The organism is Streptomyces sp. NPDC025273 (genome assembly GCF_040638585.1).
GTDB classification, from domain to species: Bacteria; Actinomycetota; Actinomycetes; order Streptomycetales; family Streptomycetaceae; genus Streptomyces; species Streptomyces cinereorectus.
In genome coordinates this window covers 1-21829 of the sequence record NZ_JBEZYP010000009.1, presented here as the reverse complement: position 1 = coordinate 21829, position 21829 = coordinate 1, and the positions used below count along the sequence as shown (strand labels likewise).

The window sequence follows — 21829 nt, the reverse complement described above, 5'->3', positions numbered from 1 at the left end:
ACCGGACCGCGAAGCACACCCCCTGATCGTCCCCGGTCGCGACGGACACTCCATGAGCGTTCCCGGACCGGCCGACCGTCCCCGGACGCACCGAGAGCGCAGCACCCCCACCGAGGAGCCACCGAGTTGAGCGAGCAGCACGCCGAGCACACCGACGCGTGGGGCGATCCGTCCCCCACCCACGCGGCCGACACCGCGCCGCCGGCCGCTCCCGCCGCTGTCACCCCCGCCGACGCGGCCGACGCGGCCCGGCTGGTCTCCTTCGGACTGCAGCCCAAGCTGCTGCCCGCACGCGACGCGGAGTACGCGGAACTGCTCCGCCGTTACCGGGAGGAGCCCGCCTTCGCCCGGCTCGCCGATGCCGTCGCCACCGGGCTCGGACTCATCGTCCTGGAGGTCTCCACCCGCGCCGGCATGGCCGTGACCGCGGGCGAGGACTCGGTCTTCGCCGTACGCATGGGCGACTACGCCCGGCGCGCCTCGTCCGACGCCGCAGACCGCTTCCTGCACGGCCTTGCCCACCTCGCCGTCGCGGCCATGGCCTTCCCCCGCCCCGAGGACCTCGCCGACGACGCCTACATCGGCCGCATCACGGTCAACGGGGTCGACGCCTTCGTGCGCCAGGCCTGCCACCGCCTGGAGGAGCGCGCCGAGGAACAGGGCGACAACACCGATCCGGCCACCGACGCCCCGGGACTGGAATCCGGCTGGCGGATCTACGCCAGGCGCAGCGCCACCGGAGCGACCAAGGACGCCCGCCGGCTCGCCGGATCCACCACCGGCATCATCGGCAAGGCTGTCGCCTTCCTCACCGAATCCGGCTTCCTCCAACGGACCGGGGACGACGCGGGCGGCACCTACCGCACCACCGCCCGCTACCAGCTCCAGGTGCGCGACATGGCGGGCAGCGCCGCCATGGCCGAGCTGCTGGAGCTCGGCGTCGTCCCGGTCACGGACGGCTCGGCCACCCTGCTGCCCCCGCCCGACCCCGACAGCCTGGAGCTGGCCGCCGACGCGGGCCTGCCCTTCCACTCCTGACCCCGCCGGGCCCACGCCCGGCCGACCACCCGCTTCGTTGCCCCTCCCGCTGCCTGAACGACGAGAGTCCGCCGCCATGTACGAGTTGTCCCGGGTCCGCCTCTACTCCATCGGGCCTGCCGGTGCGCGCTACGCCGACACCGTGCTCGACCTGCGGGGGGTCGGGGAGCCCGTACCCAGCCCCGCGCCGGCCCAGGCGGAGTTCTTCGAGGACGAACCGGTCGGCCCGCCACGCCGCCCGGCGCCCGCGGGCGTGCTCTTCCTGGAGAACGGCGGCGGCAAGTCCGTCCTGCTCAAGCTGATCTTCTCGGTGATGCTGCCGGGGCACCGCAACACACTGGGCGGTGCCAGCTCCGGCGTGCTGCGCAAGTTCCTGCTCGCCGACGACTGCGGACACGTCGCCCTGGAGTGGCAGCACACGATCACCGGTGAGTGCGTGGTCGTCGGCAAGGTCAGCGAATGGCGTGGCCGCCAGGTCTCCAACGACCCCCGCAAGTTCGCCGAGGCCTGGTACTCCTTCCGCCCCGGTCCCGGACTGGGCCTCGACAGTCTTCCGGTCGCCGAGGCAACCTCGGTGGGCCGCCCGGCGGAAGGCGTCTCGGGTGCCCGGGGCAGGCGCCGCACCATGAAGGGCTTCCGCGACGCCCTCATGGACGCGGGCAAGTTCTACCAGCACCTCGACGTGCACTGGGAAGAGATCCACGACCGGTGGAACGAGCACCTCGGTGACCTCGGCCTCGACCCGGAACTCTTCCGCTACCAGCGGGAGATGAACGCCGACGAGGGCGAGGCGGCCGGCCTCTTCGCGGTCAAGAAGGACTCCGACTTCACCGACCTGCTGCTGCGGGCCGTCACGGACACCCGTGACACCGACGGCCTGGCCGACCTCGTCAGCGGCTTCGGCAACAAGCTGGGCCGTCGCGCCGAGCTCACCGCCGAGCGCGACTTCACCGCCGGATCCGTCGATCTGCTGGGCCGGATCGTCGAGGCCACCGCCACCAGGTCCCGCAGCCGTGACGTCCACGCCGGTGCCGAGCGCCGTACCCGCACCCTCGCCCGCCGGCTCTCCGCCCGCGCCGCCGAGGAACGCGGCCGCACCGCCGAGCTGGCCCAGCAGGTCACGGCCACGGCCCACACCGTCACGGAAGCGGACGCGGCACGCGGCCGGTGTGCGCTGATCGCCGCGGAGCTGGCCTACCGGCACGCCTCACTGGCCCTGACCGCCGCGGAGAAGGGCGCGGCGGCCCAGCGCCGCGAACTGGGCGACGCCCGGACCCTGCACGCCGCCTGGCAGGCCGCCGAAGCGGTCCTGCGCCACCGCGCCGCCGCCGACCGCTCCGCCCGTGTCGCCGTGGCGATCCGGGAGGCCGAGCGCGACGCCGCCCCCGCCCTCGCCGCGCGCGCGACGGCCGCCGCCGACCTCGTACGCGCCCTGCACACCGCCGCCGAGGCCGGCGAGCGCGTGGCGGACGAGGAGGAGGAGCGTTCCGCCACCCTCCAGTCCACCGGTGAGACGGCCCACCGCGACGCCACCACCGCGGCCACCGAGGCACAGCGCGCCCGCAGCGAAGCAGGCCATCTGCGCCAGCGCCTCGCCGAGGTCGAGCAGGAGACCGCCGAAGCCGTACGGGCGGGCTGGCTCGACGACACCGCGCCGGACGCCGACCCGGCCCGCGCCGCCCTTGCCGCGAACGACGCCGAGCAGGCCGCGGTCGCCGCCTGGGACACCGCGCGGGAGGCCGCCCGCGCCACCGCCGACCACGCGAGGGAAGCCGCGGCGGCGGAGAGCCGTGCCGAGCTCGCCGCGGCCCGCGCCGCCGACGCCGCTCAGGCCGCCGAGCAGTCCTACGAGGCCGAGCGCAGGGCCGCCGAGTCGATCGCCGCCGACCGCCGGCTCGCGGACCTGCTGGGTCTCCCGACCGCATCCGGCGCAGGCGTCCCGCGCCCCCGCCGGGCAGCCGCCGGGACGGGCGACAGCACTCACGAGGCCGCGTCCGGCGACGCGCAGTCCTTCTCCGCCGAGGAGTTCGACAGCAGCGCCGACGAGTTGCGTGAGCTCCTCGACCAGGGCATCGCCTCCGCCGAACGCAGGCTCTTCGACCTGCGCACCGCCGCAGCCGACGACGCGCGCATCCTCGGGGCGCTCGGCGACGGAGGACTGCTGCCGCCCGGCCCCGACGTCCTCGCCACCGTCGAGTACCTCGGTGAACACGGGATCCCGGCCCTGCCCGGCTGGCGCTACCTCGCCCAGGCCGTCGACCCCGCCGACCACGCCGCCGTGCTCGTCGCACGTCCGGAGCTCGTCGACGGTGTCGTCATCACGGACCCGGACGCCCACACCCGCGCCCGGGAGGTCCTCGGCAGCGCCGCCCTGCTGCCCCGCTCGGCCGTGGCCGTCGGCACCACCGCCGCGCTCCTCGCGCCCGTCCCGGCTCCCGGCGGGGACGGCGAGGGCGCGGACCAGGTCTTCCTCGTCCCGCCGAACCCGGCGATGCACGACGAACACGCCGCCGACGAGGAACGGCAGGCTCTCAGGGCCCGCGCCGCCGCGCGCGACGAGGACATCAGGACGCTCGCGGCCCGGCTCACCGGCGACCGCTCCCTCGTGGCCCGCATCGGCTCCTGGCGCGCCGACTGCCCGCCCGGCATGCTCACCGAGCTCGGCGAAGCAGCCCGCGCCTCCCGTGCCGCCGCCGAAACGGCCGAGTCCGCGCTCGCCGAGGCCCGCACGGTCCGCGCCGAGGCGGAGGAAGCCGCCGCCGACGCCGCACGCGTCCGGGACGAGCGGCAGGAGGCCGCCCAGCGCGCCCGCCGGGCGGCGGACGCCCTCGCCGGTCTCGCCCACCGGCTCAGGGACCGGGCGGCCTGGCAGGCCCGGCTGCGTGAACTGACCGACGAGGCGGCCGAATCCGAGGCACGGGCGACGGTCTGCCTGGAGCGGGCCCGCGCGGCGGACGAGGACCGCCGGGTCGCCCAGCGGGCCGCCGACGACGCCCACCGCACCGCCCGGGCCCTGCGTGCCGAACGCGCCGAGATCGCAGGCGCCCCGGAAACGCTCCCGGACCCGTCCGCCGACACCCTCCGCACCTCCCTCCCCGCCCTGCGCGAGGCCTACCGCGCCGCGTCCCAGCTGTACGAGAAGGTGGGCGTCGGCGCCGACCTGCGCGCCGAGCAGGCCCGGGCCGAGAGCGACGAGAGCGCCGCCCTGGCGGAGCTCGACCGCCTCACCAACAAGGTCCGTACGCGCGCCGCCCAGCTCCTCGAAGGCACCGACGGTTCGGACGGGCCTTCCCGGCAGGCGGCGGCAGCCCGCGCCGAGTCCCTCGTCCAGCTCCTGGAAACCCGCGCGTCCACGGCCAGTGAGCAGCTCGGCCGGCTGCGCGGCGAGGCTGAGCGCCTCGCGCCCGCCGACGACGAACCCCACCACACCGAGCTCCCCGCGGAGCTGGCCCCGGCCGACGCCGAGCAGGCCCAGACCCTGCTCCGCACGGCGGCGGCCGAACTGGCCTCCGCCACCGCGGCCCTGGACACCGCCCGTACCGCGCACGCAGATCTGCTGCGCGCACACCGGTCCGCCGAGGAGTCGGTGAGCGGCTTCGAGGAAACCGCCGCGCTGCTGCGCGACCTGCTCAGGGATATCGGGGCGGACGAGGAGACCGAGGCCCCCGACCCGTACCCCGGCACCCTCGACGAGGCCAGGCAGTCCGCCGCCGAGGCCCGGCGCTCACTGCGCGGCTGCGCCGTCGACCTGTCGTCGGCCGAGAGCTCCGTACGGGAAGCGAGCGACGTGCTCGTACGGCACGCCAACTCCACCCGCTACGAACAGGTCCGCACCCCGGCCCGGCAGCAGATCCGCGAACTCCCGGCCGCCGCCCTGCCCGACCACGCCGAGAAGTGGGCCGCGGCGTTCGCCCCCCGGCTCCGGGTGCTCACCGACGAGCTGGCCCAACTGGAGCGCAACCGCGACTCCATCGTCGACCGGCTCCGGGGTCTCGTGGAGTCCGCCCTCGCCACCCTTCGCTCCGCTCAGCGGCTCTCCCAGCTCCCCGGAGGACTCGGGGAGTGGTCCGGCCAGGAATTCCTCCGGATCCGCTTCGAGGAGCCCGATCAGGCCACCCTCACCGAGCGGCTCGGCGAGGTCGTCGACGAGGCCACGCACGCGGCTCTCAAGAAGAACTCCGACCTGCGCCGGGACGGCATGTCCCTGCTGTTGCGCGGCGTGCGGGCGGCACTGCAGCCCAAGGGCATCGCCGTGGAGATCCTCAAGCCGGACGCCGTGCTCCGCGCGGAGCGCGTCCCGGTCGGGCAGATGGGCGACGTCTTCTCCGGCGGCCAGCTGCTCACCGCCGCGATCGCGCTGTACTGCACGATGGCGGCCCTGCGCAGCAACGACCGAGGCCGCGACCGGCACCGCCACGCCGGCACGCTCTTCCTCGACAACCCCATCGGCCGTGCCAACGCCACGTACCTGCTGGAACTCCAGCGCGCGGTCTCCGACGCGCTGGGAGTCCAGCTGCTCTACACGACCGGGCTGTTCGACACGACGGCGCTCGCCGAATTCCCGTTGGTCATCCGCCTCCGCAACGACGCGGACCTGCGGGCCGGACTGAAGTACATCAGCGTGGAGGAGCACCTGAGGCCGGGACTCCCGCAGCAGGACCCGGAAGGCGAGACCGTCCACGGCGAGATCACGGCGACCCGCATGTTCAAGCGGAGCGGGCAGGCGCCCGACGCCGCGGCCGGGCTGCCGGTCCCGGAGACGCGCGGGGAGACGACCCTTCGTTGAGGGCCGTCCCGCAATTCCAGGCGGGCGCACGACGACAGCCACGGCACCTCGCCGCGTTGTCGGAGCGTCCGAATGCATCCAGTACGCGGACGCCTCCGCCTTGCGATGCACCGCTTGTGGCGCCGTGCGCTGATCCACTGGCACGTGACGGGAGACCCCTTGAGGGCCGGTGACCGGGTCACCGGACCCGCCCGGCCGACGGCCGGGCGAGTCCGGTTCGCGCGAAGACCCCGGGGCGCAGGTGATCAGGCCCGGGAGAGCCGGCCTGCGTCCCGGCGCCGTATCCGGGTGGCCTCGCGCGCCTGCGCCCTGGCCGCCCGGCGCGCCGAGCGCCGCTCGCGTCGTATCCGGCGCGCCGTACTGCTCGGCACCGAGACCACGCCGTTCCGCTGGTTCCACACCTGCCGGGTTACCCACACATCCAGCACGGACCACGTGGCGACCACCGTGCTGGCCACACCGCTGAGCACCATCGGGAAGGCGAGCCACGATCCCGCGAGCGTGCACAGAAAAGCCACCACGGCCTGAATGACCGTCAGTGACATGATCATGACGGCGCGTACGGCTGCCGCCCGCACCGGATCCGGCATTCTTCGCCGCACCGCGGGCTCCTCCACCCACAGCTGCCGAGGGATCTTCACTCCACCCGTCGGCGCCGTCGTCGCGGCTGCCGCCGCCGACGCCGTGCCCCGACGTTCATCCGTTTCCAAGAACCTTCAACTCCCCACCACTGTCCGCCTCACGGGTGGCTGCCCGGTTTGCTCCCGTTCTACGCGGGCGGAGTCAGTCACTCTGCCGCGCGCCCCCGTCATGATTTCTGCCCCCTACATCTGGACGAATGCAGACGCCCGAAGATTCCCGCCGAACGTCCTCAACCAGCCCTGGAAGGTCACGTAACGGAGAATTCCAGCCAACTGCTCCGGGTGGGGATGCGGCACGCTGCCGGGCCCGCTCTGTCGCTTTCGTGAATTTCTTCTCAGGGAATACCAGGACAACCCGTGATCAACTCGGGGAAGGGCGGCCGAAAATCGTCCGGACGCGCCTTCGAGTTGTCCGTAAGTCAGTAGTAGGCTCGCGCCGTTTGTTGACGGAACACCGACGGACCTTCGGTGGGCCAACGCCGGAACACCGGACCAACACCGACACAACCACCCCCGTGGTGCGGGGTCGAGCTGGGGGAGGCCATGCGCTTTCGCGGGAAGTCCATCCGCAGGAAGATCGTGGCGTTGCTCCTGGTGCCGCTCGTCTCTCTCACCGGACTGTGGGTCTTCGCCACCTACGTCACCGGCCGTGAAGCCAGTCAGCTGCTGGACGCGAGCGCCATCATGGACACGGTCGGCCACCCGCTCGAGGACACCGTCCGCGCCGTACAGGCCGAACGCCGTCAGACACTCGTCTTCCTCGCCGACCCCCGGGCCTCCGACGCCCTGCCCATCCTGCGCCGTCAGCGCGCGGTCACCGACGGGGTCGTGGCCGACGTCCGGCGGAGCGCGCTGCGCGAGGACGTCCGCGAGGCGCTGCGCGCGGACTCGCAGACGCAGCTCGACTCCATCCTCGGCGAGATCGACGGGCTGGACGCCCTGCGCGACTCCGTGGAGAAGCGCACCATCGACCGGACCCGTGCGCTCGACTTCTACAACGGGCTCGTCGACCCCTGCTACCGCTTCCTGAACGGTCTCCACACGATGGAGAACGTGTCGATGGACAAACAGGTACGGGCACTGGTCGGCATTTCCCGCGCCCGCGAAATGCTCTCCCGCGAGGACGCGCTGATCGCCTCCGGGCTCATCGCGGGCCGGCTCGGCGCCCCCGAACTGCGCGTCGCCTCCGACCTCGTCGCCCGCCGCAAGCTCCTGTACGAGGTCAACCTGGAGCTCCTGCCGGCATCCGAGCGCACGCGGATGGAGCAGTACTGGAACAGCCCCGACACCGAGGCGCTGCGCACGACCGAGCAGAAGCTCATCGCCGCCGGGCCGTTCAGGAAGCCGGGTGCCGTCGACGCGGCACGCTGGCAGGAAGTGGCCCCACCGGTCCTGGAGCGTCTGGCCAACGACAGCACCGAGATGTCCAACCGCTTCCAGGACCGTGCCGAGCCCGCCGGATACCGGGTCCTGATCCAGGCCGGAGTCGCCGGCGTCCTCGGTTTCGTCGCCCTGCTCGTGTCGGTCTTCGTCTCCGTCCGGGTGGGGCGCGAGCTCGTGAGGGACCTCTCCCGGCTGCGCAAGGACGCCCACGAGGTGTCGGGTGTGAGGCTGCCCAGCGTGATGCGGCGGCTGGCAGCCGGGGAACAGGTCGACGTCGAGACGGAGGCCCCGCACCTCCAGTACGAACGGGACGAGATCGGCCAGGTCGGCCAGGCGCTCAACACCCTCCAGCGGGCAGCCGTGGAGGCCGCGGTCAAGCAGGCGGACATGCGCCGCGGCGTCTCCGATGTCTTCGTCAACCTCGCCCGCCGCAACCAGGTGCTCCTACACCGTCAGCTCACGCTCCTGGACACCATGGAGCGCCGCACCGAGAACAGCGACGAACTCGCCGACCTCTTCCGGCTGGACCACCTCACCACGCGCATGCGCCGCCACGCGGAGGGCCTCGTGATCCTCTCCGGGGCGGCTCCGTCCCGGCAGTGGCGCAAGCCCATCCAGCTGATGGACGTGGTACGGGCGGCGGTCGCCGAGGTGGAGGACTACGAACGCATCGAGGTCCGCCGGCTGCCCCGGATCGGTGTGGGCGGCCCCGCCGTGGCCGACCTCACCCATCTGATCGCCGAACTGCTGGAGAACGCCACGGTGTTCTCGCCCCCGCACACGGCCGTCCAGGTGCACGGCGAACGCGTGGCCAACGGTTTCACGCTCGAAATCCACGACCGCGGGCTCGGCATGGCACCGGAGATCCTCCTGGACGCCAACCTGCGGCTCGCCGAGACGCCCGACTTCGAGCTGTCCGACACCGACCGGCTCGGCCTCTTCGTGGTCAGCCGGCTCGCCCAGCGGCAGAACGTCCGGGTGTCGCTGCAGACATCGCCGTACGGAGGGACGACCGCCGTCGTCTTCATCCCGGCGCAGTTGCTCACCGACGCCCCCGACACGCACGGCACCGGTTTCCGCCTCGACCGCCGGGCCGAGAAGGCGATCGGCGGCGGCCGGCCCGGCGGCGACAAGGCCCGCAGAGACGGCCTCGCGGACACCGCGGGCAGGTCATCCGCGCTCTCCCCGGTGCCGACCGGCCTCACCGACCCCTCCGTCCTGAACGGACCGGTCGAACTCGAAGGCCCCGTAGGACCCCTCGGATTCACCGAGGACCCGGCGCTCGACCGGGACCTCGATCCGGCGCTCGGCCCGGTCCTCGACGGGGTGTCCGACCTGGAGGACACCGAGAGCGAGCGCGGCGGCATCTTCCGGGCCCGTGCCCTGCGCCGGGACGCCGGCCACGAACAGCACCAGCAGGCCCACGACCCGTCCGAAGGACGCACTGCGGACGTCCGCCCGATGCGCCCCGCAGGTCCGGTCCCGCTTCCCCGGCGCAAGCCGCCGACACTGGTCACCGACCGGGGCCGCCGGGTCGGCGAGGCGGGCGGCTCCCATCCCGCGCCCCCCGAGGACTTCCCCGCAGGCCCCGCATCCGGCCCCGGTGAGGACTCCGGCCCCGTTCCGGCGGCCCCGCGCGCTGACGCCTTCCCCGCGTCCCGGGCCGCCGGGGCCCCGGCGCCCTTCCCCTCGCGCCGCTCGTCCACCGCCCGGCCGTCCGCGCCGGACACCGTGGGCGGACTGCCGCGCAGGGTCCGGCAGGCCAGCCTCGCCCCACAGCTCCGGGAGGACTCCGCAGGGCGGACTCCCGGCCACGTTTCCGCAGACACCGCCGATGACCTCGAACGGGATGCGGACGACGTACGCAATCGCATGGCTTCGCTTCAACGCGGCTGGCAGCGCGGCCGTCGGCAGAACGCCGAGGACGTGACCGGCCCCGGCGAGACAGCACCAGGAACCACTCCGGGAGGGGACGGTCGATGACCGCACCGAACGCCGCAGCACGTAACGCCTCACGCCAGGGCTCCGGCGAACTCGACTGGCTTCTCGACGAACTGGTCGAGCGCGTCGCGAGCATCCACAAGGCCTTGGTGCTCTCCAGCGACGGCCTAGCCACCGGCACGTCCCAGGACCTGACCCGTGAGGACAGCGAGCACCTGGCGGCCGTGGCCTCCGGCTTCCACAGCCTCGCCAAGGGCGTGGGCCGTCACTTCGACGCGGGCCGGGTACGGCAGACCGTCGTCGAGCTCGACGAGGCCTTCCTCTTCGTCACGGCGGCCGGAGACGGCAGCTGTCTCGCCGTCCTGGCCGACTCCGACTCGGACGTCGGGCAGGTGGCGTACGAGATGACCCTCATGGTCAAGCGGGTGGGCGTCCACCTGGCCAACGCCCCCCGGACGACCGGTACGCCCGCCGGAGGGTGAGGGGATGGCATGAGCGCCGACTCCGTCCGGGACACCACCCCCGGATCACCGCCCGCTCCCGCCGATGCGGGTTCCTCGCGCTGGTACGACGCCGAAGCGGGCCCCGTGGTCCGTCCCTACGCGATGACCCGGGGACGCACGAGCAGTGCGTCCCGCCACCGACTCGACCTGATCGCGATCGTCGTCCCCGAACCCGCGGCCGACGATCCCGGCCGGGACCAGACTCTCTCCCCGGAGCACGTGGAGATCGTCGAACTGTGCAGCGACATGCCCCAGTCCATCGCCGAGCTCGCCTCAGGACTGGACCTCCCCGTCGGGGTGGTCCGCGTGCTGGTCGGTGACCTCGTCGAGGACGAACTGGTGCACGTCACCCGTCCCGTTCCGCCGGCCGAGCTGCCGGACGTGAACATTCTTCGCGAGGTGATCAATGGCCTTCGGGCGCTCTAGCCGCAGGAAGCGGCCCGTTGAGCCCGTTACCCTCAAAATCCTGGTGGCGGGCGGCTTCGGCGTGGGCAAGACGACCCTGGTGGGGGCGGTCAGCGAGATCAGACCGCTGCGCACCGAGGAGAGACTGAGCGAGGCGGGCCGTCCCGTGGACGACCTCGCCGGGGTCGAGGGCAAGAACACCACCACGGTGGCGATGGATTTCGGGCGGATCACCCTGCGCGAGGATCTGGTGCTCTACCTGTTCGGGACACCCGGGCAGGACCGTTTCTGGTTCCTCTGGGACGAGCTGGCCCAGGGTGCCCTGGGAGCGGTCGTCCTCGCGGACACCCGGAGGCTGGAGGACTGCTTCGCGGCGGTCGACTACTTCGAGCGCCGCGGGATCCCGTTCACCGTCGCCGTCAACCTCTTCGAGGGAGCCGAACAGTTCCCCACCGAGACCGTGCAGGCGGCGCTCGACCTCGGCCCCGAGGTGCCGGTACTGCTCTGCGACGCGCGCGACCGCTCGTCCGTACGGGATGTGCTGGTCGCGGTCGTCGAGCACGCCCTGGCGCGTGCCGACCGGAGCCGGGAGCCCGCCAGGACCTGAGGGCGGGAGACAGCACCGAACGTGGCCCGTACCCCCGCCGACCGGGGTACGGGCCACGTTTCGGTGCGGACGGGCAACGGCCGCGGGAGGAGTCCTCACCCGTCGTGACGGAGGTCAAGCCTGCGTGCGGCCCAGGGTCACCGGGGGTTCCGGGCGAGCCACTCGGCCGCGGTCCGGGCCAGCTCCCTGTCCCGTCCGGCGAGCATCATCCGGATCATCCGCACATCGCCGCGCAGCGACCACGCGGGGTGCCCGAACGTCGCCGGGTTGTTCTTCTCGATGAGGAAGTGCGCCGGCCACGCGGTCCCGTACCCGATCAGCGGCAGCGCCGCGGCGTACCGCTTCCGGCCGCGCGCCAGCCCGTACGCGGTGACCGCGAGGCCCGTCAGCGTTCCGGTCAGATGGACCCATCTGGTCGCCGCCCTGGAGTGCATGGCGACGTAGTAGGGCCAGAACTCTTCGTACGAATCGAACGTCTGCTGAGACATAGAGGCACCGTAATGGCTGGATCGGCAACCGGACACGGCAGTTCCGCGTCCGATAATAAGAACGGGCGGCCGGAGCCCACGGGGGTGGTCCCGGTCGCCCGTTCACCGCGCGGCGACGGTCAGTGTCCGGCGACCGAACGCCGGGCCACCGGGAAGTCGAAGTAGGTGTCCGGGAAGAGTTCGGGCTTGTAGGTGAAGTGCCACCACTCCTCGGGCAGATTCACGAAACCGAGGCCGGTGAGCGTCTCCTTGAGGAACTGCCGGTTGGCCCGCTGCACCCCCTGCACCCGCGGGTCGTCCGTGTGCGACAGGGTGTCGAAACAGTCGTAACCCGTCCCCATGTCCACCGAATTGTCCGGGAAGCGCTGGTCCTTGGGGGCGTAGCAGGGCACCAGCTCCTCACCCGGTACGTACGGCCTGGTGGGCAGGGCCGGCAGCTTCACCAGCGTCAGGTCGACCGTGCTGCCCCGGCTGTGACCGGACTTCTCCGCGATGTAACCGTCCTCGAACAGACGCGTCTTGTCGACGAGCGGATAGAACTCGTCCTTCATGGCCTGGTCGTCGAGATCCTTCGCCCACCGCACGAAGTGGTCCACCGCCCGCTGCGGCCGGTAGCAGTCGTAGACCTTGAGCGAGTATCCCCGGCGCAGGAGACCCCGCTGCGCCGTACGCAGCGCGAGGGCCGCGGGACGCGTCAGTATGCAGACGGGCTGCCGGTATCCGTCCACCGCCTCCCCCATGAAGGTGTGCGCGGTGGTGTACCGCATCTCCGTGATGATCGTCGGATCGACCGCACGCAGGTCGACGAACTGCGGGGGAGCCTTGGGTTCGGGCTCGGCCCGCGCCGCCGGGGAGGCGGCGGTCACGGCGAGCAGAGCGGCGGCAGCGGCGGCCAGGGCGCGGAGCGCGAGAGCAATTCCTGTCATGGGCACATCGTCTATCAGCTCCGGGGCCACAGGAGAAGACCGATCGGATACAGTCCGCCCGTGAAGGACTCCCATTGCGGCAACTGCGGAGCCCCGTACTCCGCCGGCCCGTCCGCACCCACCGCCTGGCCACGCACCTGCGCCTCCTGTGGGCACACCGCCTACCGCAACCCGCTGCCGGTCGCCGTCGCCCTGCTGCCCGTCACCGGCCGGGCCGGCACCGGACTCGTCGTCATCACCCGCACCATCCCCCCGAGGACGGGCGGCATCGCACTCCCCGGCGGTTACGTCGACCACACCGAGGACTGGCGCCACGCGGTCGTCCGGGAACTGCGCGAGGAAACCGGCATCAGGGCCGAGGAGACCGACGTACGCCTGGCCGACGCCCTGAGCTCCCCGGACGGCCACCTCCTCCTCTTCGGCCTGCTCCCGCCCCGCCCCGCCGGAGACCTCCCGCCCTCCGCACCCACGGACGAGACCTCGGGGTACGACGTACTGCGCACCCCCGGCGAGCTGGCCTTCCCCCTGCACACACAGGCCGTACGCTCCTGGTTCGCCGGCCGCTACCGCTGACCCGGCAGCCCCCGCACCCGTACCGGATACGTCACCCGGTCCTCCTCACCGTCCCGCTCCACCACCACACGCCCGTCCGCGACCCGCGACGTGTACCGCTCGACCTCCGCCGGCGCCCACCCGTCGCCCGCGTCCCGTACGACGAGCCCGCCCCCGCTGCGGCCCTCCGCCGGAGCCCATACCTCCAGTTCGAGATTCCCGTCCGCGCCCCGCACCGGAATCACCGCACCCGCCCGCGCCAGCACCGGAATCCGGGACAGCGGCGCATCGACCAGCGCCTGCCCCGGCCCCTCGTACGCCTTCCCGGTCGCCGTGTCGTACCACCGGCCCCGCGGCAGCCGTACCGCCCTGCGGTCCGCCCCGTGCTCCATCACCGGAGCCACGAGCAGCGAGTCGCCCAGCAGGAACGCGTCCTCGCACTCCCGCAGCGCCCGGTCCGCGGACGCGCCCCACCACATCGGCCGGACATACGGCGCACCCGTCAGCCGGGCCAGCTGCGCCAGCGTCACGAAGTACGGACGCAGCCGCTCCCGCTCCTCCATCGCCTCCCTCGCGTGCGCGAGCACCTCGGGCCCGAACTCCCACGGCTCCCGCCGCCCCGCGTCGAGGGCCGCGTGGGTACGGAACAACGGCAGATACGCCCCCAGCTGGAACCAGCGCAGATAGAGCTCGGGCGACGGGTACCCGTCGAAGCCGCCCACATCCGGACCCGAGTACGGAACCCCGCAGAGCCCGAGACCCAGCACCAGCGCGAGCGAAGCCCGCAGCCCGGGCCACCCCGTGGCCACGTCACCGGACCAGGTGCCCCCGTACCGCTGCATCCCCGCCCAGCCGGAACGGGAGAACAGGAACGGCCGCTCCTCGGGCCGAAGCCCGCGCAGCCCCTCGTACCCCGCCCGCGCCATCGCGAGCCCGTACACGTTGTGGGCCTCACGATGATCACCGCCACGGCCCTCCAGCGCGTGCCGGGCCGAACGCGGCAGCGAGGGGTCCCCGAACGCCGAGAACGCCACGGGCTCGTTCATGTCGTGCCACACCCCGGAGAACCCCTGGTCCAGCCGCTCCTCGTACAGCGTCCCCCACCACTGCCGCACCTGCGGATCGGTGAAGTCCGGATAGACGCACTCACCCGGCCACACCTCACCGACCACCTGACGGCCCCACGGATCCCGTACGAACGCCCCGGCGGCGCCGACCTCGCAGCCACTGTCGAACACCGCGTTGCCCACCGACGCCTTCACCGCCGGATCGACGATCGACACCAGCCGCACCCCGTCCTCGCGCAACTCCTTCGCCAGCCCGGGCAGATCGGGAAACCGCTCACGGTCCACGGTGAACACCTGATGCGCGTCGTAGTGGTCGATGTCCAGGTGCAGCGCCGACAGCGGCAGCCCCCGCTCCCGGTACCCCGCCACGACCCGCCGCACCTCCTCCTCACTGCCGAAGCCCCACCGGGCGTGCTGCGGACCCAGCGCCCACGACGGCGGCAGCGCGGGCGCACCGCTCAGCGCCGTCCAGCCCTGCAGCACCCTCGCCGGTGTACCCGCGACCACCCAGCAGCGGAGCGGACCGCCCTCCATCCGCACCTCGCAGGTACCCGGCCGGTCATGGCCGGACCCCGCACCCTCCTCGCCCTCCCGGAGCGTCACCCGGCCCGACCACGTGTTGTCGTGGAACGCCAGATGGGTCCCCGCGTCCGACACCACCAGCTGCACCGGCATCGTCAGGTACAGCGGATCGTCCCCGGGACCGAAACGACCGCCCGGATCCGTGTTCCACAGCCGGTACGTGCCCCCGCGCAGCCGCGGTCCGCCGGCCCGCCCGCCCAGTCCGAAGAAACGCGCGTCGGCCGGCACCTCGGACCGCTGCACCCACCGCGCGGCACCCCCGTCCACCCGCTCCCACCAGCGCGGCGGCAGCTCCCGACGCAGCAACACCCCGCCCGGCGTACGCAGCTCCACCGCCCCGTGCCGCGACACCACCACCGTCAGCCGCTCCGACACCACCTGCCAGCCGCCGTTCTTGCCGGGCTCCAGCCCCGCCCGCGGATCCGGCTCCGGCGCGGCCCCCGGCACCGCGTACGAGGGCAGCGGCTCCGCACCGTCCCAGGACCAGAACACCGCACCACCGACGGACACACGGATGCGCAACTCCGAACGGGCGAACTTCACGACACCCCCGCCCGGCCCGGGCTCGGCACTCACCAGCAGCCCGGGCACCCGCGCCCGCTCCGCACCGCGCGGCGCCAGCGCCCGCGCGTCCGTACGCCGTCGCCGCCACGCCGAGCGCACCGTGCGCATCCCCTGCACCGAACCGATCATCTTCACCGAACGCACCAGGTCACGACCATCCATGCAGGCCACCCTGCCACCCGTCCGGCGGCCAGAGGGCTCCGTTCAGCTTCCGTTCACCTGTGGCCGGACCACACAGCCGGACACCCAACCATGGCCGGCCGGCCCTGGTGCGAAGGACGATCACATGGCATCGTCCGTGAATGCCGCTCACGCGCACACCCCAGCACGTGCGCGCGACGCACGCATACCCCGCGTACCCGAAAGGCCAGGGAGCCTCCATGACCTCAGCAGCCGGCGAAGCCCCCCTCTGGCAGCCCGCCCCCGAACGCATCGAGGCCGCAGCCGTCACCCGCTTCCAGCGCTGGGCGGCCGAACGGTACGGAGCACCCGCCGACGGCGGATATCCGGCACTGCACCGCTGGTCCGTCGACGAGCTGGACACCTTCTGGCAGGCCGTCGCCGACTGGTTCGACGTACGCTTCTCCACCCCGTACGAGACCGTCATCGGTGACCGCACCATGCCCGGCGCCCAGTGGTTCCCCGGTGCCACCCTCAACTACGCCGAACACGCCCTGCGCACCGCGGAGGACCCCCTGCGCGCCGAGGCCCCGGCCCTGCTGCACGTCGACGAGACCCACACCCAGATCCCCATCGGCTGGTCCGAACTCCGCCGCCAGGTCGGCTCGCTGGCCGCCGAACTGCGCGCGCTCGGCGTCGCCCCCGGCGACCGGGTCAGCGGCTACCTCCCCAACATCCCGCAGGCGGTCGTCGCCTTCCTCGCCACCGCGGCGGTCGGGGGAGTCTGGACCTCCTGCGCCCCGGACTTCGGCGCCCGCAGCGTCCTCGACCGCTTCCAGCAGGTCGAACCCGTCGTCCTGTTCACCGTCGACGGATACCGCTACGGCGGCAAGGAGCACGACCGCACCGACACGGTGGCCGAGCTCCGCCGCGAACTCCCCACCCTGCGCGCGGTCGTCCACATCCCGCTCCTCGGTACGGACGCGCCCGAGGGCACCCTCGCGTGGTCCGCACTCACCGCCGCGGACACCGAGCCCGTGTTCGAGCAGGTGCCCTTCGACCACCCGCTCTGGGTCCTCTACTCCTCCGGCACCACCGGACTCCCGAAGGCGATCGTCCAGTCCCAGGGCGGCATCCTCCTGGAACACTTCAAGCAGATCGGTCTGCACTGCGACCTCGGCCCCGAGGACCGCTTCTTCTGGTACACCTCCACCGGCTGGATGATGTGGAACTTCCTCGTCTCCGGCCTGCTCACCGGCAGCACGGTCGTGCTCTACGACGGCAGCCCCGGCTACCCGGACGTCAGCGCCCAGTGGCGGGTCGCCGAACAGACCGGGGCGACCCTCTTCGGCACCTCGGCGGCCTACGTCATGGCCTGCCGGAAGGCCGGTATCCACCCGGGCCGCGACCACGACCTCAGCCGCGTCCAGTGCGTCGCCACCACGGGATCGCCCCTCCCGCCCGACGGCTTCCGCTGGCTCCACGACGAAGTCGCCGAGGACCTCTGGATCGCCTCCGTCAGCGGTGGCACGGACGTCTGCAGCTGCTTCGCCGGCGCGGTCCCGACCCTGCCGGTCCACATCGGTGAACTGCAGGCCCCCTGCCTCGGCACGGACCTCCAGGCATGGGACCCCGCGGGCAGACCCCTGACCGGCGAGGTGGGCGAGCTCGTCGTCACCAGCCCCCTGCCCTCCATGCCGATCCGCTTCTGGAACGACCCCGACGGCAGCCGCTACCACGACAGCTACTTCGACACGTACCCCGGCGTCTGGCGCCACGGGGACTGGATCACCCTCACCGGCCACGGCTCGGTCATCATCCACGGCCGCTCCGACTCCACCCTCAACAGGCAGGGGGTGCGCATGGGATCCGCCGACATCTACGAAGCGGTCGAGCGGCTCCCCGAGATCCGGGAGTCCCTCGTCATCGGCATCGAGGAGCCGGACGGCGGCTACTGGATGCCGCTCTTCGTCCACCTCGCCGAAGGAGCCGTGCTCGACGACGGCCTCCGCGACAGCATCAAGCGGACCATCCGCGAGAACCTCTCCCCACGTCATGTCCCGGACGAGGTCATCGAGGTGCCCGGCATTCCCCACACCCTCACCGGAAAGCGCATCGAGGTTCCGGTCAAGCGCCTCCTCCAGGGGACCGCCCTGGCCAAGGCGGTCAACCCGGGCTCCGTCGACAACCTCGAACTCCTCCCCTTCTACGAGGACCTCGCCCGCAAGCGCCACTGATCCGGTCGCAGAGGCCCGTTGTCAGTCCCCCTGATTACTCTGAGTGAGCATTGTTCGACAGGGCACAGGGGGACTCATGGCGTACATCCGGCAGACGAAGCGCACCCAGCACCGTTCCGGGACAACCATGCGACGCGCACTGCGCCGCGAAGCACCCAGCACCGTCGGCCTCCTGGTCGACGCCGAGGACTTCGCGGCGATGCGTCACTACCGGAGCTTCGTCTTCGACGACCACTCCGTCTATCTCCAGCAGGTCGAAGGGCTGCTCAGAACGCTCGCCGCGCAAGGAGTGCACACCACGGTCGCCCTCTTCGACCCCGAGGACTACGCGGAGTTCTGCACCGAATCCGGACTCGACCCGCACGAGCGGGCCAGCCGCAGCCGGTTCGTCGCCGACATCGCGTCGGCGGGCGCCACCGTCGCATACACCGGCCAGCCCCTCGACACCCTCATCCCGCTTCTCGTCTCACGAGCCGTCCGGCGCACGACCTGGGAGTACGCCACGATGCTCCTGGCCGACCTCGGAGAATGCGCCGAATGCGGGCAGGACATCGGCCGCGCCGCCTTCGACCGGGCCTCCCACCTGCTGGCGCGCCTGCTGGAGACAGCGGGACCGGGCACGCACCACGTGGTCTGCAGCACCCCCACGGAGAACGAACAGCTCGTCGCCGTCCTCCACACCGCACGGGACGACGAAGGCCCCGCCCGACTGTCCTCGTCGGAAGGAGCGGAGTTCGTCACCGTGCTCGCCGTGGGCGTCGCACTCGAGAGCCGGGGAGGGGTCGTCCTGCGCACCACGGATCCGGACGGCCCGGACCGCGTGCACGGCTGGCGCCTGGTGCGGGGCGGGCTCGTCCCGCTGACCGCGGGCGAGGTCTTCAGCGCGTACTGCACCGACGCGGACACGGGCGAACCCGTCTCCCCGGAGTCAGGCGTCGAGTACCGCGCGGGCTTCGACATCGGTGCGGAGGAGCCGGAGACCCACCACTGACAGAGCGAAGGGGTTCCCGCCGGCCCGAACCGGCGGGAACCCCTTCATCCCTTCATCACGCCCGACTGCGCGCGCCCGAAGGCGTCACTCGCCCGACAGCACCGCCTGCGCGGCCACCCGTGCCTCGTCGGCGGAGTCCGCCGCACGCGCGGCGGAGGCCGCACGTTCGCACTGCGCGAGCGTGTGCTTCGCCAACGTCGCGCGCACGTAGGGAATCGACGCGGCACCCATCGACAGGGAGGTGACACCCAGACCGGTCAGCACACACGCGAGCAGCGGGTCCGCGGCAGCCTCACCGCAGACACCGCAGCTCTTCCCCTCGGCCCTCGCGGCCTCGGCCGACAGCGCGACGAGATCCAGCAGCGCCGGCTGCCACGGGTCCTGCAGCCTGGACACGGCACCCACCTGACGGTCGGCGGCGAAGGTGTACTGCGCGAGGTCGTTGGTACCCAGCGACAGGAACTCCACCTCCTGCAGGATCGAGCGCGCCCTCAGCGCGGCGGACGGAATCTCCACCATCGCACCGAACTTGGCCTGCAGCCCGGCCTCGCGGCAGGCGTCCGCGAACGCCCTGGCGTCGGCACGGTCGGCCACCATCGGGGCCATGACTTCGAGGTAGACGGGCAGTCCCTCGACCGCCTTGGACAGAGCCGTCAGCTGAGTCCGCAGCACATCGGGGTGGTCCAGCAGGCTGCGCAGCCCACGGACACCGAGGGCGGGATTCGGCTCGTCCGCCGGAGTCAGGAAGTCCAGCGGCTTGTCCGCGCCCGCGTCGAGCACCCGGACTACCACACGGCCCTCGGGGAACGCCTCGAGCACCGCTCGGTATGCCGCGACCTGCTTTTCCTCGGACGGCGCCTGCTTGCTGTCGTCCAGGAACAGGAACTCCGTGCGGAACAGCCCGACACCCTCGGCGCCGGCCTCCAGAGCCGCGGGTACGTCGGCGGGGCCGCCGACGTTGGCGAGCAGCGGAACCTTGTGTCCGTCGGACGTGGCACCGGGTCCGGTCGTGGCCGACAGCGCCGCCTTGCGGGCCGCTGCGGCGCTCTCCATCTCCGCTCGCTTCTCCTCGCTCGGCTCGACGAAGATCTCACCGGTGCTGCCGTCCACCGCGACGACGGTGCCCTCGGCGATCTCACCTGCCCCCGGAAGGGCGACGACAGCAGGCACGCCGAGCGCGCGGGCCAGAATCGCACTGTGGCTGGTCGGCCCGCCTTCCTCGGTGACGAACCCGAGCACCAGCGCCGGGTCGAGCAGCGCCGTGTCGGCCGGAGCCAGGTCGCGCGCGATCAGTACGTACGGCTCGTCGCTGTCCGGCACACCAGGCATCGGAACACCGAGCAGCCGCGCCACGATCCGGTTGCGCACGTCGTCGAGGTCGGCGACGCGCCCCGCCAGGTACTCCCCGGCATTGGCCAGCAGCGCCCGGTACGAGGCGAACGCGTCGTACACCGCGCGCTCCGCGGTGCTGCCGACAGCGATACGGCGGTCCACATCGGCCATGAGCTCGGGGTCCTGCGCCATCATGGCCTGGGCCTCGAGGACGTGCTGGGCCTCGCCCCCTGCCAGGTTGCCGCGTGCAATCAGGTCGGCCGCGACAGCTTCCACGGCCTGGCGGGCACGCCCCTGTTCGCGTCCTGCCTCCTCCGCGGGAATCTGTTTGGCGGGCGGCTCCAGCACCGCCGTGCCCATGTGCCGAACTTCGCCGATCGCCACTCCGTGGCTCACGCCGACGCCTCGCAGCGTTGTCTCCATGTGACCCGTCTCCGATTGTGCGGCGGCCGTGCCACCGCGGTGAATACCCAACTGGCTGATGCCTCGACTACTGCGCCGAGGGTGTCACTGCCAGCCGAACAGCACGTCGCCGACCTTCACGTCGCCGTCGTCGCGCATGTCGGAGAGGGAGTCGGCGGTGGCTTCGAGTGCCACGACCGGACAGACGGCCGACTTGCCGGCCGCCTCGACAGCGGCCGGGTTCCAGCGGACGATGCCCTGACCGCGGGTCACCGTGTCCCCCTTGTTCACGAGAAGCTCGAAGCCCTCGCCGTTGAGCTGCACGGTGTCGATCCCGAGGTGGGTGAGCACCCCGTGTCCCTGGTCGTCCACGATGACGAATGCGTGCGGGTGCAGGGAGACGATGATGCCGTCGACCGGCGAGACGGCCTCGGACGGCTCGCGCACGGGGTCGATGGCGGTACCGGGACCCACCATCGCGCCGGAGAACACCGGGTCGGGAACTGCGGTGAGCCCGATGGCGCGGCCGGCAACAGGGGACGTCACTGTGGTCATGGGAGCCTCCCAGGGGTGGAGATTCGTATGTCGCCGCCGCGGCTGATGAAAGGACGGCGTACTGATCAGCAGCGTAAGTCATACGAAGTCACGGTTCCGCCCGAGAGCTACCGGTTGACGGACCTAGCGGCGCGCCGGAAACGATTTGCCTCGTCTCACCGTGACCTGTACTGTCGTACTCCTGCCTGGCCCCAAAGCGACTATGAGTCGGGGGTCGGCGGCGACTCCCAAGCCTGGACTGTAACTCTGATCGGCGCCCCTGCATGTCTGCAGGACGTGGTCAAAGGAATAGGGAAAGGCCTGATAGAGTCGGGCTCGCCGGAAAGGGAAACGCGAAAGCGAAGAACTGGAAAGCACAGCAAAAATTCTCCTGCTTAGCAGGGGCCCGCTTCGACCGGGAATCGGACACGAAAGAGTCTGATAGAGTCGGAAACGCAAGAACGAAGGGAAGCGCCCGGAGGGCCCCGGTGAAACGGGACCGAAGGAAGCGTCCGTTCCTTGAGAACTCAACAGCGTGCCAAAAGTCAACGCCAGATATGTTGATACCCCGGCCTGCTTCGGCAGGTTGGTGGTTCCTTTGAAAAGTCCTACCGGTCCTTCGGGTCGGGTAGGCAAAACACAGCGAGGACGCTGTGAACAACCGGTCTTATTCCGACCTGGTTGTTCCGCTCTCGTGTTGTGTGTTCCCGATTACGGGAAAACATTCACG

General features: G+C 71.9%; 15 protein-coding genes. 9 read left to right on the top strand and 6 right to left on the bottom strand.

The features are described from left to right. Positions 1–126: 126 nt before the first annotated feature. Together AB0F38_RS16620 and AB0F38_RS16615 are read left to right on the top strand one after the other, a co-directional pair. A complete protein-coding gene (locus AB0F38_RS16620) occupies positions 127–1038 on the top strand; it encodes a hypothetical protein (RefSeq protein ID WP_361893006.1) in 912 nt (303 codons plus the stop codon). 76 nt (positions 1039–1114) lie between these two features. Then, complete coding sequence (locus tag AB0F38_RS16615) at positions 1115–5824, top strand: hypothetical protein (RefSeq protein ID WP_361893003.1); 4710 nt, start codon at positions 1115–1117, stop codon at positions 5822–5824. 245 nt (positions 5825–6069) lie between these two features. Here the strand turns inward: AB0F38_RS16615 and AB0F38_RS16610 are convergent, their stop codons facing one another. Next, the gene (locus AB0F38_RS16610) at positions 6070–6465 is read right to left on the bottom strand and encodes a hypothetical protein (RefSeq protein ID WP_361893000.1); all 396 of its coding nucleotides are present in this window, start codon (positions 6463–6465) and stop codon (positions 6070–6072) included. A gap of 543 nt (positions 6466–7008) precedes the next feature. On the opposite strand from AB0F38_RS16610, the gene AB0F38_RS16605 reads away from it, so the two are divergent. From AB0F38_RS16605 to AB0F38_RS16590, 4 genes are read left to right on the top strand one after another with little or no spacing between them, the layout of a single operon-like run. Beyond that, the gene (locus tag AB0F38_RS16605; RefSeq protein ID WP_361892997.1) at positions 7009–9831 is read left to right on the top strand and encodes a nitrate- and nitrite sensing domain-containing protein; all 2823 of its coding nucleotides are present in this window, start codon (positions 7009–7011) and stop codon (positions 9829–9831) included. After that, a complete protein-coding gene (locus AB0F38_RS16600; RefSeq protein ID WP_361892995.1) occupies positions 9828–10271 on the top strand; it encodes a roadblock/LC7 domain-containing protein in 444 nt (147 codons plus the stop codon). Before AB0F38_RS16605 ends, AB0F38_RS16600 begins: the two co-directional genes overlap by 4 nt. A gap of 9 nt (positions 10272–10280) precedes the next feature. Further along, the gene (locus tag AB0F38_RS16595; RefSeq protein WP_361892992.1) at positions 10281–10718 is read left to right on the top strand and encodes a DUF742 domain-containing protein; all 438 of its coding nucleotides are present in this window, start codon (positions 10281–10283) and stop codon (positions 10716–10718) included. Continuing rightward, the gene (locus AB0F38_RS16590) at positions 10699–11304 is read left to right on the top strand and encodes an ATP/GTP-binding protein (protein ID WP_361892989.1); all 606 of its coding nucleotides are present in this window, start codon (positions 10699–10701) and stop codon (positions 11302–11304) included. Before AB0F38_RS16595 ends, AB0F38_RS16590 begins: the two co-directional genes overlap by 20 nt. Before the next feature lie 137 nt (positions 11305–11441). Here the strand turns inward: AB0F38_RS16590 and AB0F38_RS16585 are convergent, their stop codons facing one another. Then, a complete protein-coding gene (locus AB0F38_RS16585; protein ID WP_361892986.1) occupies positions 11442–11792 on the bottom strand; it encodes a DUF962 domain-containing protein in 351 nt (116 codons plus the stop codon). Between the two features lie 119 nt (positions 11793–11911). After that, positions 11912–12718, bottom strand: coding sequence for a M15 family metallopeptidase (locus tag AB0F38_RS16580; RefSeq protein ID WP_361892983.1), 807 nt, complete (start codon positions 12716–12718; stop codon positions 11912–11914). Positions 12719–12778: 60 nt separating this feature from the next. Between AB0F38_RS16580 and AB0F38_RS16575 the strand changes: the two genes are divergently transcribed. After that, positions 12779–13291 (top strand): NUDIX domain-containing protein, encoded by a 513-nt coding sequence (locus AB0F38_RS16575; protein ID WP_361892980.1) that lies wholly within the window; start codon positions 12779–12781, stop codon positions 13289–13291. Here AB0F38_RS16575 and AB0F38_RS16570 read toward each other — a convergent pair. Beyond that, positions 13282–15645 (bottom strand): glycoside hydrolase family 31 protein, encoded by a 2364-nt coding sequence (locus tag AB0F38_RS16570; RefSeq protein ID WP_361892977.1) that lies wholly within the window; start codon positions 15643–15645, stop codon positions 13282–13284. The two genes, AB0F38_RS16575 and AB0F38_RS16570, sit on opposite strands and share 10 nt — an antisense overlap. Positions 15646–15863: 218 nt before the next feature. Here AB0F38_RS16570 and AB0F38_RS16565 point away from each other — a divergent pair, with 218 nt between their 5' ends. Both AB0F38_RS16565 and AB0F38_RS16560 read left to right on the top strand, forming a co-directional pair. After that, positions 15864–17840 carry an acetoacetate--CoA ligase gene (locus AB0F38_RS16565; protein ID WP_361892974.1) on the top strand — a complete coding sequence of 659 codons (1977 nt, stop codon included), beginning with the start codon at positions 15864–15866 and terminating at the stop codon, positions 17838–17840. 76 nt (positions 17841–17916) lie between these two features. Further along, positions 17917–18831, top strand: a complete 915-nt coding sequence (locus AB0F38_RS16560) for a hypothetical protein (protein WP_361892972.1) — start codon at positions 17917–17919, stop codon at positions 18829–18831. 84 nt (positions 18832–18915) lie between these two features. Here the strand turns inward: AB0F38_RS16560 and ptsP are convergent, their stop codons facing one another. After that, complete coding sequence (gene ptsP, locus AB0F38_RS16555; RefSeq protein WP_361892969.1) at positions 18916–20586, bottom strand: phosphoenolpyruvate--protein phosphotransferase; 1671 nt, start codon at positions 20584–20586, stop codon at positions 18916–18918. Positions 20587–20670: 84 nt separating this feature from the next. Next, complete coding sequence (locus AB0F38_RS16550) at positions 20671–21120, bottom strand: PTS glucose transporter subunit IIA (RefSeq protein ID WP_361892966.1); 450 nt, start codon at positions 21118–21120, stop codon at positions 20671–20673. Between the last annotated feature and the right edge of the window lie 709 nt (positions 21121–21829).

Bases quoted from the DNA above. Each gene is read 5' to 3' on its own strand.
- AB0F38_RS16590 (WP_361892989.1), top strand. From the start codon at position 10,699: ATGGCCTTCGGGCGCTCTAGCCGCAGGAAGCGGCCCGTTGAGCCCGTT.
- AB0F38_RS16560 (WP_361892972.1), top strand. From the start codon at position 17,917: ATGGCGTACATCCGGCAGACGAAGCGCACCCAGCACCGTTCCGGGACA.
- AB0F38_RS16600 (WP_361892995.1), top strand. From the start codon at position 9,828: ATGACCGCACCGAACGCCGCAGCACGTAACGCCTCACGCCAGGGCTCC.
- AB0F38_RS16565 (WP_361892974.1), top strand. From the start codon at position 15,864: ATGACCTCAGCAGCCGGCGAAGCCCCCCTCTGGCAGCCCGCCCCCGAA.
- AB0F38_RS16595 (WP_361892992.1), top strand. From the start codon at position 10,281: ATGAGCGCCGACTCCGTCCGGGACACCACCCCCGGATCACCGCCCGCT.
- AB0F38_RS16580 (WP_361892983.1), bottom strand. From the start codon at position 12,718: ATGACAGGAATTGCTCTCGCGCTCCGCGCCCTGGCCGCCGCTGCCGCC.
- AB0F38_RS16585 (WP_361892986.1), bottom strand. From the start codon at position 11,792: ATGTCTCAGCAGACGTTCGATTCGTACGAAGAGTTCTGGCCCTACTAC.
- ptsP (WP_361892969.1), bottom strand. From the start codon at position 20,586: ATGGAGACAACGCTGCGAGGCGTCGGCGTGAGCCACGGAGTGGCGATC.
- AB0F38_RS16550 (WP_361892966.1), bottom strand. From the start codon at position 21,120: ATGACCACAGTGACGTCCCCTGTTGCCGGCCGCGCCATCGGGCTCACC.
- AB0F38_RS16570 (WP_361892977.1), bottom strand. From the start codon at position 15,645: ATGGATGGTCGTGACCTGGTGCGTTCGGTGAAGATGATCGGTTCGGTG.
- AB0F38_RS16615 (WP_361893003.1), top strand. From the start codon at position 1,115: ATGTACGAGTTGTCCCGGGTCCGCCTCTACTCCATCGGGCCTGCCGGT.
- AB0F38_RS16605 (WP_361892997.1), top strand. From the start codon at position 7,009: ATGCGCTTTCGCGGGAAGTCCATCCGCAGGAAGATCGTGGCGTTGCTC.